12 protein-coding genes and 1 pseudogene are annotated in these 13,627 nt (G+C 69.3%); 8 read left to right on the top strand and 5 right to left on the bottom strand.

The window, feature by feature from the left end:
* Positions 1–36 precede the first annotated feature (36 nt).
* The 5 genes from AC0KTM_RS02630 to AC0KTM_RS02650 all read right to left on the bottom strand — a co-directional run bounded on the left by AC0KTM_RS02630 (position 37) and on the right by AC0KTM_RS02650 (position 5,610).
* On the bottom strand, positions 37–1,638 hold the full coding sequence (locus AC0KTM_RS02630) for a phytoene desaturase family protein (protein WP_225327440.1): 1,602 nt from the start codon (positions 1,636–1,638) through the stop codon (positions 37–39).
* Positions 1,635–1,898 carry a DUF2630 family protein gene (locus tag AC0KTM_RS02635; protein ID WP_225327334.1) on the bottom strand — a complete coding sequence of 88 codons (264 nt, stop codon included), beginning with the start codon at positions 1,896–1,898 and terminating at the stop codon, positions 1,635–1,637. The genes AC0KTM_RS02630 and AC0KTM_RS02635 overlap by 4 nt, the downstream gene beginning before the upstream one ends.
* A gap of 53 nt (positions 1,899–1,951) precedes the next feature.
* A complete protein-coding gene (locus AC0KTM_RS02640; RefSeq protein ID WP_225327333.1) occupies positions 1,952–3,289 on the bottom strand; it encodes a sensor histidine kinase in 1,338 nt (445 codons plus the stop codon).
* A gap of 15 nt (positions 3,290–3,304) precedes the next feature.
* The gene (gene prrA / locus AC0KTM_RS02645) at positions 3,305–4,015 is read right to left on the bottom strand and encodes a two-component system response regulator PrrA (RefSeq protein WP_007777113.1); all 711 of its coding nucleotides are present in this window, start codon (positions 4,013–4,015) and stop codon (positions 3,305–3,307) included.
* A 113-nt stretch (positions 4,016–4,128) separates the two neighbouring features.
* Complete coding sequence (locus AC0KTM_RS02650; protein WP_225327332.1) at positions 4,129–5,610, bottom strand: carboxyl transferase domain-containing protein; 1,482 nt, start codon at positions 5,608–5,610, stop codon at positions 4,129–4,131.
* Between the two features lie 27 nt (positions 5,611–5,637).
* On the opposite strand from AC0KTM_RS02650, the gene AC0KTM_RS02655 reads away from it, so the two are divergent.
* The 8 genes and pseudogenes from AC0KTM_RS02655 to AC0KTM_RS02690 all read left to right on the top strand — a co-directional run bounded on the left by AC0KTM_RS02655 (position 5,638) and on the right by AC0KTM_RS02690 (position 13,623).
* Positions 5,638–6,369 carry an enoyl-CoA hydratase gene (locus AC0KTM_RS02655; RefSeq protein ID WP_225327331.1) on the top strand — a complete coding sequence of 244 codons (732 nt, stop codon included), beginning with the start codon at positions 5,638–5,640 and terminating at the stop codon, positions 6,367–6,369.
* Positions 6,370–6,375: 6 nt separating this feature from the next.
* Complete coding sequence (locus tag AC0KTM_RS02660) at positions 6,376–7,485, top strand: MBL fold metallo-hydrolase (protein ID WP_225327330.1); 1,110 nt, start codon at positions 6,376–6,378, stop codon at positions 7,483–7,485.
* 96 nt (positions 7,486–7,581) lie between these two features.
* Positions 7,582–9,159: a serine hydrolase gene (locus AC0KTM_RS02665; protein WP_225327329.1), complete on the top strand. Its 1,578-nt coding sequence runs from the start codon at positions 7,582–7,584 to the stop codon at positions 9,157–9,159.
* Positions 9,156–11,531, top strand: a complete 2,376-nt coding sequence (locus AC0KTM_RS02670; protein WP_472414892.1) for a cation-translocating P-type ATPase — start codon at positions 9,156–9,158, stop codon at positions 11,529–11,531. Before AC0KTM_RS02665 ends, AC0KTM_RS02670 begins: the two co-directional genes overlap by 4 nt.
* 65 nt (positions 11,532–11,596) lie before the next feature.
* The gene (locus tag AC0KTM_RS02675) at positions 11,597–11,785 is read left to right on the top strand and encodes an antitoxin (RefSeq protein WP_225327327.1); all 189 of its coding nucleotides are present in this window, start codon (positions 11,597–11,599) and stop codon (positions 11,783–11,785) included.
* A gap of 3 nt (positions 11,786–11,788) precedes the next feature.
* The gene (locus AC0KTM_RS02680; protein WP_225327326.1) at positions 11,789–12,250 is read left to right on the top strand and encodes a type II toxin-antitoxin system Rv0910 family toxin; all 462 of its coding nucleotides are present in this window, start codon (positions 11,789–11,791) and stop codon (positions 12,248–12,250) included.
* Positions 12,251–12,340: 90 nt separating this feature from the next.
* Positions 12,341–13,110: pseudogene (locus AC0KTM_RS02685) on the top strand (VOC family protein).
* 78 nt (positions 13,111–13,188) lie between these two features.
* Positions 13,189–13,623, top strand: coding sequence for a hypothetical protein (locus tag AC0KTM_RS02690; RefSeq protein ID WP_225327324.1), 435 nt, complete (start codon positions 13,189–13,191; stop codon positions 13,621–13,623).
* The last annotated feature ends 4 nt before the right edge of the window (positions 13,624–13,627 follow it).

Below are 13,627 nucleotides of genomic sequence, written 5' to 3' on the forward strand. Positions count from 1 at the left end.
CCGAGCAGACGCAGAATCGCCTGCGGGCGGCGGGATTTATGCGATTCTATGTCTGCTCGCGAGGGAGGCGAGCACTGCCATCGCGGCGTTGTGCCCGCCGATGCCCGACACCGCCCCGCCGCGGCGAGCGCCCGAGCCGCACAACATGATTCGTTGGTGAGTGGTGGCCACGCCCCATCGCCGCGCCGGGGTGTCCAGCGGCTCGTCATCGTCGGCGAACGGCCAGCACAGCCCGCCGTGGAAAATGTGGCCGCCGCTCATGCGCAGGGCGCGCTCGAGGTCCGATGTGGTCGTCGTCTCGATGCACGGGCGCCCGTGCGCATCGTGCAACAGCAGCTCTTGAATCGGTTCGGCCAGAACGGAATTCAGCGACGCCAGCACCCTGTCGGTCAGCTGGTCGCGCAGCGCGTCGGGGTCGGCGTCGTCGAACAGCGCGTGCGGGGTGTGCAGGCCGAACACCGTCATCGTCTGGGCGCCCGAGCCGCGTAGGTCGTCGGACAGGATGCTGGGGTCGGTCAGCGAGTGGCAATACGCTTCGCACGGCAGGGGATTCGGCGCTCGCCCCGCGGCCGCCTGCGCGTAGGCGGTATCCAGTTGCGTCCAGGTCTCGTTGACGTGAAAGGTTCCGGCGAAGGCCTGCTCGGGTGTGACGCCGCGGTCGCGTAGGCGGGGCAGTCGCCGCAGCACCATGTTGACCTTGACCTGCGCGCCGCCGGCCGCCGGTGGCGGTTCTTCGCCGAGTAGCCCGGCCAGCACGGTGGGCGTGATGCCGGCGAGGACGAACCGGGCCCGGACCCGCCGCTCTCGCTCGCCGATGCGATAGCGCACTTCACCGCTCGGGTCGACGGCGTAAACGTCTGCGCCGCTGATGATTTCGGTGCCGTGGCCGACGGCCGCCGTGGCCAGGGCGGTGGTCAGCGCGCCCATCCCGCCGATCGGCACGTCCCAGTCCCCGGTGCCACCGCCGAGCACGTGGTACAAGAAGCAGACGTTCTGCGTCAACGACGGATCGTCGAGGCGGGCGAAGGTGCCGATGAGGGCGTCGGTGGCCATCACCCCGCGGACCAGATCGTTGCCCACCGCGCCGGCGATGGCCCCGCCGATCGGTTCCTCGATCATGGCTTCCCAGGCCGCCGCCGCGCGGGGGTCGTTGCTTTCCACGACGCGGCGGCGGGCCTGCCCGCGGCTGCGCAGCGGTTCGAGCAGTGTCGGCCACAGCCGTTCGGTCACCAGCCGGCAGCGCTGGTAGAAGGCGGCGAAGCCGGGGGCGTCGTCGGCCGCGCCGATGGCGGCGAAGGTGTTACCGGTCGCCCCGATCAGCAGTCCGCCGCGGCCGCCGGTGGCCGGGTCGGGCGTGTACGACGAAAAGGGCCGTCGCGCCAGCCGAACCCCCGCGCCCAGGTCCTCCACGATGCGGCTCGGCAGCAAGCTGACCAGGTAGGAGTAGCGCGAGACCCGGACGCCGACGCCGTCGAAGGGTTGCGCCGAGATGGCCGCGCCGCCGGTCTGTTCCAGCCGTTCCAGCAGGCGCACCCGCAGGCCCGCCCGGGCCAGATAGGCCGCCGCGACGAGGCCGTTGTGCCCGCCTCCGACGACGACGACGTCTACCGCGTCGACGCCCGCCGCCTGGCCGCTCAGCTCAGGTAGCCCTCGACCTCGTCGGGCGGTCGCACCTCCGCCTCGCGTGGGTCACCGCCGCTCTCGCGGAGCGCCCGGCGCTGCCGCAGCAGATCCCAGCATTGGTCGAGTTCGATCTCCATGCGCCGAAGGCGGTCGTGTTCCTCCGACGTGTCGATGTCACCGCGCTGCAGTTGGGCCCGCAGCGCTTTTTCCTCGGCGACGAGGTCGCGGATGTGTGCCAGGGTGTCGTTGTCGGTGGGTTTGCTGCCGTTGGCCATCGCTCCAGTCTGCCCGACGCGCAAGCGGGCTGATAGCCGCCGACGGCCAGCGGCTAACTGGGGCCGGGGAGCCGCAGCACCAACCGCGCACCACCCAGCGGGCTGCTTTCCAGCGCGGCGGTCCCGCCGTGCAGCTGGGCCTGCTGGGCCACCAGGGCCAATCCCAGGCCCGACCCGGAATGCGACGCCGTCGATCCGCGGGAGAACCGGGCGAACACCACCTGACGCTCGTCCTCCGGCACGCCGCGCCCGTTGTCGTCGACGGTGATCTCCACGCCGGCGCGCGAGCTGACCGCCGACAGCTCAACGCGCGTGGCGCCGCCGTGCTTGACGGCATTGGCGATCGCGTTGTCGACGGTGAGGCGCAACCCGGCCGGCAACCCCACGATGATGCAGGTGGGCGACGGCACCAGCGAGACGTCGACACCGGGATAGATCCGCATGGCGTCGTGGGCGGCCCGGTCGAGCAGCTCGGTGATGTCGACCGGCACGTGATCGTCGGACGTCGACAGTTCGCCCTGGGCCAGCCGCTCGAGGGCGCTCAGCGTGGCCTCGATGCGCGACTGGGTGCGGATGACGTCGCCCAGCACCTCTTTGCGTTGTTCGTCCGGCATGTCCAGGGTGGACAGCACCTCGAGGTTGGTGCGCATCGCGGTCAGCGGAGTGCGCAACTCGTGCGAGGACACGGCGGCGAAGTCGCGCGCGGAGGCGAGCGCCTCCTTGGTCCGGTCCTGCTCCTTCCAGATGCGCTGCAGCATGCCCCGCATGGCCTCGGCGACCTCGACCGCCTCGGTGGCGCCGCGCACCGCCACCTGTGGCCGCTCGTCGGCGTCGATCGAGCGGGCTTGCTGGGCCAGGCGCTTGAACGGCCGGACCGCGAAAGCCGCCAGGAGCCAAGCGAATACCGCCGCCGCGCCGATCGACAGCGCGCAGATCAGGATCACCCGGCGATGCAGGTTGTTGGTCTGGGCGATCGTGTCGTAATACGTCGCACCCACTGCCACCGTCGCCGGCTGCGGCGTCGCGACCTCCAAGGTTCGGACGCGATAGCGCACGCCGTTGATGTAGGTGTCGGCATAGCCCACGTCCAGCGGCGGCAGCGTGACGTCCGAGTTGGACTTGACCTGGCCGTCGCGCCGGACGGTGATCACGGTGTCCTGATCGTGGGGAGCACGCGGGATGTCGTCGAGCCCGCGCGGCAGGAAGGGGATGGCGAAGCCCGCCGCCTCGTCCAGGCGCCGGTCCAGGCGCTCTTTCCAGGCGCTGGTGATGCCGAACCACACGACCGCCCCCGCGATCACCACCACGATGGCGGTGCCGATCGCGGTCGCGACCGCGACCCGGGCCCGTAACGACGGCGTACGGGTCAGGATCCGGGACAGGATGTTCATGGCCGCTCGCCCGGGTTACTGCATGCGCAGCACGAATCCCACTCCGCGCACGGTGTGCAGTAGCCGGGGCCCACCGTTGGCCTCCAGCTTGCGGCGCAGGTATCCGATGAAGACGTCGACGACGTTGGTGTCGGCGGCGAAGTCATAACCCCACACCAGCTCGAGCAGCTGCGCGCGGGACAAGACCGCGGTCTTGTGTTCGGCCAGCACCGCCAGCAGGTCGAATTCCCGCTTGGTCAGGTCGACGTCGACGCCGTTGACGCGGGCACGACGGCCCGGGATGTCGACTTCCAGCGGCCCCACCGTGATGGTTTCCGAGGAGGAGGTGGCGGTGGCGCCGCGGCGCCGCAGCAGCGCCTTGACCCGCGCTACCAGCTCGGCCAGCACGAACGGTTTGACCAGGTAGTCGTCGGCCCCGGCCTCCAGGCCCGCCACCCGGTCGTCGACCGAGCTGCGGGCCGACAGCACGCAGACCGGGACGTCGTTGTCCATGGCGCGCAGCGCGGTGACGACGCTGACGCCGTCCAGCACCGGCATGTTGATGTCGAGCACGATCGCGTCCGGCCGCGTCTCGGTGGCGCTGCGCAATGCCTCGGCGCCATCGACCGCGGTCGACACCTCGAATCCGGACAGCCGCAGGCCACGTTCCAGCGACGCGAGCACATCGGAGTCGTCGTCGACGACCAAGACCCGCGGTGAGCTAGCTCCTGTGTCCATGCCGCCCATTTTGCCTGATTGCTGCTTTCGGCGGTGGGAGGCGCGACCTGGGGCGAGCAGACGCGGAATCGCATCAAACTCGCTGATTCTGTGCGATTCCGCGTCTGCTCGCCGGAAGTGTTTCAGCGCACACCGATGTTGCGGTAGCGCCGCAACCGGGCGGCCAGCCGCTCGGCGGCGGGCATCCCGCGCAGCGCCTGCACCTCGGCGGCGATGGCCCGCGACAATCGCCGCGAGAACTCGACGGGCTCGTCGGCGGCGTCGGGATGTTCCGCGACGACGACGTCGACAATTCCGGACTCCAACAGATCAGCCGACCGAATGCCTTGGGCCGCAGCGAGTTCGGCGGCATGATCGGTGTCGCGGAAGACGATCGCGCTGGCGCCTTCCGGCGGTAGCGGCGCCAGCCAGCCGTGCAGCGCGGCCAACACCCGGTCGGCGGGCACCATCGCCAGCGCCGGCCCGCCGCTGCCCTGGCCCAGCAGCACGGAGACCGTCGGGGTATCCAGGGTCACCAGCTCGGCCAGGCACTGGGCGATCTGCCCGGCGAGCCCACCCTGCTCGGCCTCGGCGGACAGCGCCGGCCCCGCCGTGTCGATCACCAGCACCAGCGGCAGACGCAATTCGGCGGCCAGCGCCATGCCGCGCCGGGCCTCGCGCAACGACGCCGGGCCCACGGTGCTTGCCCGGCCGCCCGCTATCCGCTGCTGGCCGAGCACCACCACGGGCTGGCCGGCCAACCGGGCCAGCGCCAACAGCGTGGTCGCCGCCTCTCCTCGACCGGTCCCCGACAACAGCACCTGATCAGTTGCGCCGTGCCGCAACAGAAGTCCGACGCCCGGCCGGTCGGGCCGCCGCGATGCGACCACCGAGTCCCACGCCGCGACGTCGGGTGTCGGTTCGGGTGGTGGCGGCGCGGGCAGCGGCTCGGGAGGGTCGGCGATGACGGTCATCGCGCGGTCCAGCGTGGGGCGCAGCTCGTCGAGCGGGACGACGCCGTCGATCACGCCGTGCCGCTGCAGGTTCTCCGCGGTCTGGACGCCCTCGGGGAACGGTTCGCCATAGAGCAGCTGGTATACGCGAGGCCCGAGGAAGCCGATCAACGCGCCCGGTTCGGCGAGCGTGACATGGCCTAGCGAACCCCACGACGCGAACACGCCGCCGGTGGTCGGATTGCGCAGATAGACCAGATAGGGCAGTTGCGCCTGGGTGTGCAGCCGGACGGCGGCGGCGATCTTCACCATCTGCAAGAACGCGACCGTGCCCTCTTGCATGCGGGTGCCCCCGGAGCTCGGCGAGGCCAGCAGCGGCAAGCCCTCGGCGGTCGCCCGCTGCACGGCGGCGGTGATCCGTTCGGCGGCGGCCACCCCGATCGAGCCGCCGAGAAAGCCGAATTCGCAGACCACCACCGCGACCCGGCGCCCGAAGATGCGCCCTTCGCCGGTCAGCACCGACTCGTCCAGGCCCGTGGCGGCGCGGGCATCGGCCAGCTCTCGCGCATAGGCGGTGCTGAGCGGCACGGCGAGCGGCTCAGCGTCCCAGCGGATGAAGGAATTCTCGTCCAGGACCGCGTCGCGTAGTTGACCAGCCGAGATACGACTCACGTGACGAGGCTATATAGGGTGGCTCCCATGATCGGTGTCAGCCAGGCCGAAGCCGTTTTGACCATCGAGTTGCAGCGCCCCGAGCGCCGCAACGCCTTGAACTCGCAGCTCGTCGAGGAGCTGCGGGAGGCCGTGCTGAAGGCGGGCGACGGCTCCACCCGGGCGATCGTGCTGACCGGCCAGGGCACGGTGTTCTGCGCCGGCGCGGACCTGAGCGGCGACGCGTTCGCCGCCGACTATCCCGACCGGCTCATCGAGCTGCACAGGGTGTTGGACGCGACCCTCATCCCGGTGATCGGCGCCATCAACGGCCCGGCCATCGGCGCGGGCCTGCAGCTGGCCATGCAATGCGACCTCCGGGTGGTCGCGCCGGACGCCTTCTTCCAGTTTCCGACATCGAAATACGGCCTGGCCCTTGACAACTGGAGTATCCGGCGCCTCTCGACGCTGGTCGGTCACGGCCGGGCCCGCGCGATGCTGCTGGCCGCGGAAAAGCTGACGGCCGACGCGGCGCTGCAGACCGGGATGGCCAACCGCATCGGGACGCTGGCCGACGCCCAGGCCTGGGCCGCCGAGATCGCCGGCCTGGCCCCGCTGGCGATCCAGCACGCCAAGCGGGTGCTCAACGACGACGGCGCCATCGAAGAGGCCGGGCCGGTGCACAAGGAGCTCTTCGACAAGGCCTGGAGCAGTCAAGACGTCGTCGAAGCCCAGGTCGCCCGCATCGAGAAGCGGCCACCGAAGTTCCAAGGAGCCTGACGAACCATGCGCGGGGCGCTACGGCTGGTCGCCGGCACAGCGTCGCTGGCGGGCGGGGGTTGGCTGGTGCGCGCGCTGCACGGTGCGCCGGACGCGCTCGGCGCCCATCCCGCATCGATCGCCGCGGTGACGGCCGGGTCCCCGCACTGTCGCGACGGCGTTTTCGTCAACCTCGAGCCGGCCTCGGACACCAAGATGGACCGCGAGCAACTGCGGCTCATCGCGTGGGAGCTGGTGGGAAACCGGGGTGGAAGCCGGCCGCGGGGGCCGATCCCGCTGACGGCCCCGGGGGTCTTCGGCGCGGATCCGAGCGGGCTGGCCGTCAGCTGGTTCGGCCACTCCACGGCGCTGCTGGAAATCGACGGCTACCGGGTGCTCACCGACCCGGTGTGGAGCGACCGGTGTTCGCCGTCGGACATCGTCGGGCCGCAGCGGCTGCATCCACCGCCGATTCAACTCGAGGGGCTGCCCGCCGTCGACGCGGTGGTGATCAGCCACGACCACTACGACCACCTCGACATCGACACGATCAGGGCGTTGGCCCGCACGCAGCGGTCCCCGTTCTTCGTTCCGCTCGGTGTCGGCGCCCACCTGCGCAGGTGGGGGATACCCGAGCACCGCATCGTCGAGCTCGATTGGCACCAGAGCGCGAAGGTCGACGAGCTCACCGTGGTTTGCGTGCCGGCGCGGCACTTTTCGGGCCGCTTCCTGGACCGCAACACGACGTTGTGGGCGTCGTGGGTGTTCCGTGGGCCGACCCATCGCGCGTACTTCGGCGGCGACACCGGTTACACCAAGAGCTTCGCCCAGATCGGCGCCGACCACGGACCGTTCGACCTGACCCTGCTGCCCATCGGGGCCTACAACACGGCGTGGCCCGACGTGCACATGAACCCCGAGGAGGCACTGCGGGCGCACCTCGACGTCACCGACGGGGGACTGCTGGTGCCGATCCACTGGGGCACCTTCCGGTTGGCGCCGCACCCGTGGGCCGAACCGGTCGAGCGGCTGCTCGCCGCCGCGGAGCCCGAGCGGGTGAACGTGGCGGTGCCGGTGCCCGGTCAGCGCATTGATCTCGCGACCCCGGTGAAATCGAACCCGTGGTGGCAGCTCTGATTCATGCGGCGCGCATCGTCACCGGGCTGGGCTCGAGTGCCCGCCTCCTCCTCGCGCCCCATGCGGCGCGCATCGTCACCGGGCTAAGGTCGCGCCATGACCAAACGCGCGGCCGCTGCCATCGCGATACTGCTCGGGTTGACGGGATGCGGCTCCGCGCAGCCGACCGCCGGGCCCCCGCCCACACGGTCTGACGTCCCGCCCAACCAGGTGTCCGGCGTGGCGATTCCGGCCGGCCGCATCGACGATGCCGTCGCCAAAATCGACGGCCTGGTCGGCGACCTGATGAAAAGCACCGGTGTCCCCGGAATGGCGGTCGCCGTTGTCCACGGCGGGAAGGTGTTGTACGCCAAAGGCTTCGGCATCAAGGACGCGAGCAAGGGGCAGGGGCAGGACAACAAGGTGGACGCCGACACCGTCTTCCAGTTGGCCTCGGTGTCCAAATCGGTCGGTGCGACGGTGATCGCGCACGAGGTCAGCGGCAACGTCGTCGGCTGGGACACCCCGGTGGCCGCCAAGCTGCCGTGGTTCACTCTCAGCGACCCCTATGTCGCCGGCCATGTGACCGTCGCTGACATGTATTCGCATCGCTCCGGGCTGCCCGACCACGCCGGCGACAAACTGGAAGACCTGGGCTACGACCGCCGTCAGACCCTCGAGCGGCTCAAGTACCTGCCGCTGGCGCCCTTCCGGATCAGCTACGCCTACACCAACTATGGGATCACCGCCGGTGCGGAGGCGGTGGCGGCCGCGGCGGGCAAATCATGGGAGGATCTGTCCGACGAGGTGCTCTACCGCCCCCTGGGGATGACGTCGACCAGTTCACGCTTTGCCGACTTCATCGCCCGGCCCAACCATGCGGTCAACCACATCAAGGTCGCCGACAAGTGGGAGGCCCGTTTCCAGCGGGACCCCGATCCCCAGTCACCCGCGGGCGGCGTCAGTTCATCGGCCAACGACATGGCCCACTGGCTGATGATGTTGCTGGGCAACGGAACTCACAACGGCCAGCGGATCGCCTCGCCGGAAGCCTTGCTGCCCGCGACCAGTCCGCAGATGGTGTCGGCGCCCGCGACGACGCCCAAGGCCCGCACCGGTTTCTACGGATACGGCTTCAACGCGTCGGTCGACTCCTCGGGCCGCACCGAATACAGCCACTCCGGCGCTTTCGATTTGGGGGCGGCGACGAACTTCGTGGTGATGCCCTCGGAGGACTTGGGCATCATCGCGCTGACCAACGGCGCGCCCTACGGCATCCCGGAGACGCTGACCGCCGAATTCATGGACCTCGTCCAGTACGGCCAGATCCGCGAGGACTGGCGCGCCTTATACAAAAAGGCGATCGGCTGGCTGAACAATCCGGTGGGCTCGCTGGTCGGGAAGCAGCCCCCGCCCAATCCCGCCCCGGCCAAACCGCTCGGCGAGTACGCCGGCGTCTACGCCAGCGACTACTGGGGTCCGGCCGTCGTGACCGAACGCGACGGCGCCCTGCAGTTGGCGATGGGCCCGAAAAACCGGACGGTCACCCTCACCCATTGGGACGGAGACACCTTCACCTTCCCGCTGACCGACGAAAACGCCCCACCCGGAACAGTTTCCACAGCGGTGTTCGCCAACAACACGGTGAACCTGGAGTACTACGACACCGAGAAGTTGGGGACCTTCACCCGATGAGCGCCGGCCTGACCGATGCCGAGGTGACGCAGCGGGTTGCCGACGGCCAGAGCAACGCGATACGGAAACGCGCGACGCGCAGCATCACCGATATCGTGCGGGCCAATGTGTTCACCCGGATCAACGCGATCCTTGGGGTCTTGCTGCTGATCGTGCTCGCGACGGGTTCGCTGATCAACGGGATGTTCGGCCTGTTGATCGTCGCCAACAGCGTCGTCGGCATGGTCCAGGAAATCCGGGCCAAGCAGACGCTGGACAAGCTCGCGATCGTGGGACAGGCGAAACCCTTGGTGCGCAGGCAATCCGGAACGCGTGCGGTGCCGCCCGAGGAGGTGGTGCTCGACGACATCATCGAGCTCGGACCCGGCGATCAGGTCGTCGTCGACGGAGAGATCGTCGAGGAGGCGAACCTGGAAGTCGACGAGTCGCTGCTGACCGGCGAGGCCGACCCGATCGCCAAAGCCGTCGGCGACCCGGTGATGTCGGGCAGTTTCGTCGTCGCGGGCACCGGCGCCTACCGGGCCACCAAGGTCGGTCCGGACGCCTACGCGGCCAAACTCGCCGAGGAAGCCAGCAAGTTCACGTTGGTGAAATCCGAACTGCGCAGCGGCATTAACCGCATCCTGCAGTTCATCACCTACCTGTTGGTGCCGGCCGGCCTGCTGACGATCTACACCCAGCTGTTCACCACCCACGCGGGCTGGCGCGAGTCCGTGCTGCGGACGGTGGGCGCCTTGGTACCGATGGTCCCCGAAGGGCTGGTGCTGCTGACGTCGGTCGCGTTCGCGGTCGGGGTGGTCCGGCTCGGCCAGCGCCGCTGCCTGGTGCAGGAGCTGCCCGCCATCGAGGGACTCGCGCGGGTCGACGTGGTCTGCGCCGACAAGACGGGCACCCTGACCGAAAGCGGCATGCGGGTCGCGCGGGTCGACGAGCTCGACGACGCCGGGCGGCGTGGCCGGATCGGCGACGTGCTGGCCTCCTTGGCCGCCGCCGACCCGCGGCCCAACGCGAGCATGCGCGCCATCGCCGAGTCCTATCCCGATCCGCCCGGCTGGACCGCCACGGCGACAGCACCTTTCAAGTCGGCCACCAAGTGGAGCGGCGTGTCCTTCGAAGGACACGGCAACTGGGTGATGGGGGCGCCCGACGTGTTGCTCGAGCCGGCGTCGGCGGCGGCCGAACAGGCCGAGCGAATCGGGGCGCAAGGTTTGCGGGTCCTGCTGGTGGGCGCCGCTGACGTGGCCGTCGACCACCCGGACGCGCCGCAGCATGTCACCCCTGTTGCGCTGGTAGTGCTCGAACAGAAGGTGCGTCCCGACGCCCGCGAAACGCTGGATTATTTTGCCGGTCAAGGCGTTGCGGTCAAAGTGTTGTCCGGGGACAACGCCGTCTCGGTCGGCGCCGTCGCCGACAAGCTCGGGCTGCACGGCCAGACGATGGACGCCCGCCAACTCCCCTCGGAACCCACGCAATTGGCTGACGCGCTGGACACCCACACCACCTTCGGGCGGGTGCGGCCGGATCAGAAACGCGCCGTGGTGCACGCCCTGCAATCGCACGGGCACACCGTCGCGATGACCGGCGACGGCGTCAACGACGTGTTGGCCCTCAAAGACGCCGATATCGGCGTCGCGATGGGGGCCGGCAGCCCGGCCTCTCGCGCCGTGGCGCAGATCGTCTTGCTGGACAACAGGTTTGCGACGTTGCCGTACGTCGTCGGTGAGGGACGGCGGGTGATCGGCAACATCGAGCGAGTCGCCAACCTGTTCCTGACCAAGACCGTCTATTCGGTGCTGCTGGCGTTGTTGGTGGGCATCGAATGCCTGCTATCCAAAGCGCTGAAAGCCGACCCGTTGCTGTATCCGTTCCAGCCGATCCACGTCACCATCGCGGCGTGGTTCACCATCGGAATACCGTCGTTCATCCTGTCGCTGGCGCCCAACAACGAGCGCGCCGAGCCGGGCTTCGTGCGCCGGGTCCTGAGCTCGGCCCTGCCGTCGGGGCTGATCGTCGGCACCGCGACCTTCGCGTCGTACCTCATCGCCTACCACGGTCGTCACGCCAGCTTTCAGCAACAGGATCAGGCGTCGACCGCGGCCCTGATCACCTTGCTCATGACGGCGCTGTGGGTGCTGGCGGTGGTCGCACGTCCCTACCAGTGGTGGCGGGTGGCGCTCGTAATCGCCTCGGGCCTGGCCTATGTGGTGATCTTCAGCCTGCCACTGGCCCGCAAACAGTTCCTGCTGGATCCGTCCAATGTGACGGTGACCGCGACCGCTGTGGGGATCGGTCTGTTGGGTGCCGCCGCGGTCGAGGCCATGTGGTGGATCCGCGCCAGAATGCTGGGCGTGCAGCCGCGGTTGTGGCGCTGAGCACACCGAACTCGACTCCGGCCGGTTTCGCCGGGCAAGTACGATGCCGGGAAAAGGGAGGGCGCATGGGATTCCTGGACAAGGCCAAGGATCTGTTGTCGCAGAACGCCGACAAGGTCGAGATGGCCATCGACAAGGCCGGCGAGTTCGTCGACGAGAAGACGCAGGGCAAGTACACCGACACCATCCACCAGGTGCAGGAACAGGCCAAGAAGGCGACCGGCCCTGCGGACACGGGCGACCAGCAGAACTGAGCCATGGCCAAGCTTTCCGGATCCATCGATGTCCCGCTGCCACCCGAGGTGGCCTGGCAGCACGCTTCTGACCTGTCCCGGTACAAGGACTGGCTGACCATCCACCGGGTGTGGCGCAGCGCCTTGCCCGACGAGATCGAAAAGGGCTCGGTCGTCGAGTCGATCGTCGAGGTCAAGGGCATGCCCAACCGGATCAAATGGACGGTGGTGCGCTACAAGCCGCCCGAGGGCATGACGCTCAACGGCGACGGTGTCGGCGGCGTCAAGGTCAAACTGATGGCCAAGATCCAGCCCAAAGGGGACGGCTCCGTCGTCAGCTTCGACGTGCACCTCGGCGGCCCGGCGCTGTTCGGCCCCATCGGCATGATCGTCGCCGCCGCACTGCGCGGCGATATCAACCAGTCGCTGGAGAACTTCGTCGCGGTGTTCACCCGACCCGACCCGAGCACCAACGGGCATCGCTGATCGCCGGGGCCTGCCGATGAGTTTTGGGCACCGCAGCGGTCGATAGTTGTGAACCCCGTTGTCCAGGGGAAACACCACCAGGAGGTCACTGTGCCCATTCGTGACAGCGCGCCGCTGGGCGCCCCATGCTGGATCGATCTGACCACGTCCGACGTCGCCCGCGCCCAAGAGTTCTACGGCACGGTTTTCGGCTGGGCGTTCGAGTCCGCCGGTCCCGAATACCACGGATACGTCAACGCCGCCACGGACGGCCACGTGGTCGCCGGGATCATGGCGAACGGGCCCGAAGCCGAGACCCCGGACCGCTGGGTCACCTACTTCCACACCGCCGACATCGACACGACACTGACCGCGGCGAGCGGGGCGGGTGGTTCGGTGTGCATGGCGATCGAGGTGCCCGCCAAGGGCCGGATGGGCCTGGTGACCGACCCAACCGGCGCGATGTTCGGCTTGTGGCAGCCGCTGGAGCATCTCGGCTTCGAGATCACCGGCGCGGCAGGGGCCCGGTCTGGCACCAGCTGACCACGCGCGACTATGGCGCGGCCCTCGACTTCTACCGCGACGTCCTGGGCTGGCGTACCGAGTCCGCGTCCGACACCGACGAATTCCGCTACACCACAGCGTGGTTCGGCGACGAGCAATTGCTCGGCGTGATGGACGGCGCCTCATTGTTGCCGGAGGGGACCCCGTCGAACTGGGTGATCTTCTTCGGCGCCGAAGACGTCGACAACACCCTGCGACTGATCGTCGACCACGGCGGCGCGGTGCTGCGCGGCGCCGAGGACACCCCGTATGGACGGCTGGCCGCCGCGAGCGATCCGACCGGCGCCCTCTTCAATCTGTCCTCGTTGCCGAGCTGACGCCTCGGATCGCCGGCGCCACGCTAGCGCGGCGCTCGGTGCCGCGGCACGGCGTCGGAGTCGGTTAACCTCGCTACCATGACCCGCCGACTGCGCCCCGGTTGGCTGGTGGCGTTTTTCGCCGTGGTGGTTTCGGCCAGCGCGTGGCTGCCGTGGCTGAGGACGGCGGTCAACGGCGGGGGCTGGGCCAACGCCATCGGAGGCGCCCACGGCAACTTGGAACTGCCCCCGGGGTTCGGCGCCGGCCAGCTCATCGTGCTGCTGGCCTCGACACTGCTGGTGGCCGGCGCGATGATGGGCCGCGGCCTGTCGGTGAAGCTCGCTTCGGTTGCCGCGCTGTTGATTTCGCTGCTCATCGTGGCGCTGACGGTCTGGTATTACAAGCTCAACGTCAACCCGCCGGTGTCGGCCGAATACGGCCTCTACGTCGGTGCGGGCGGCGCGGTGTGCGCCGTGGCGTGCTCGGTCGTGGCTGTGATCGCGGCGCTGGCTTCCGGTCGGTCGCGGCGCTGAGCCC

The sequence above is a fragment of the Mycobacterium sp. NTMscope_Eco_3 genome, from assembly GCF_976985685.1.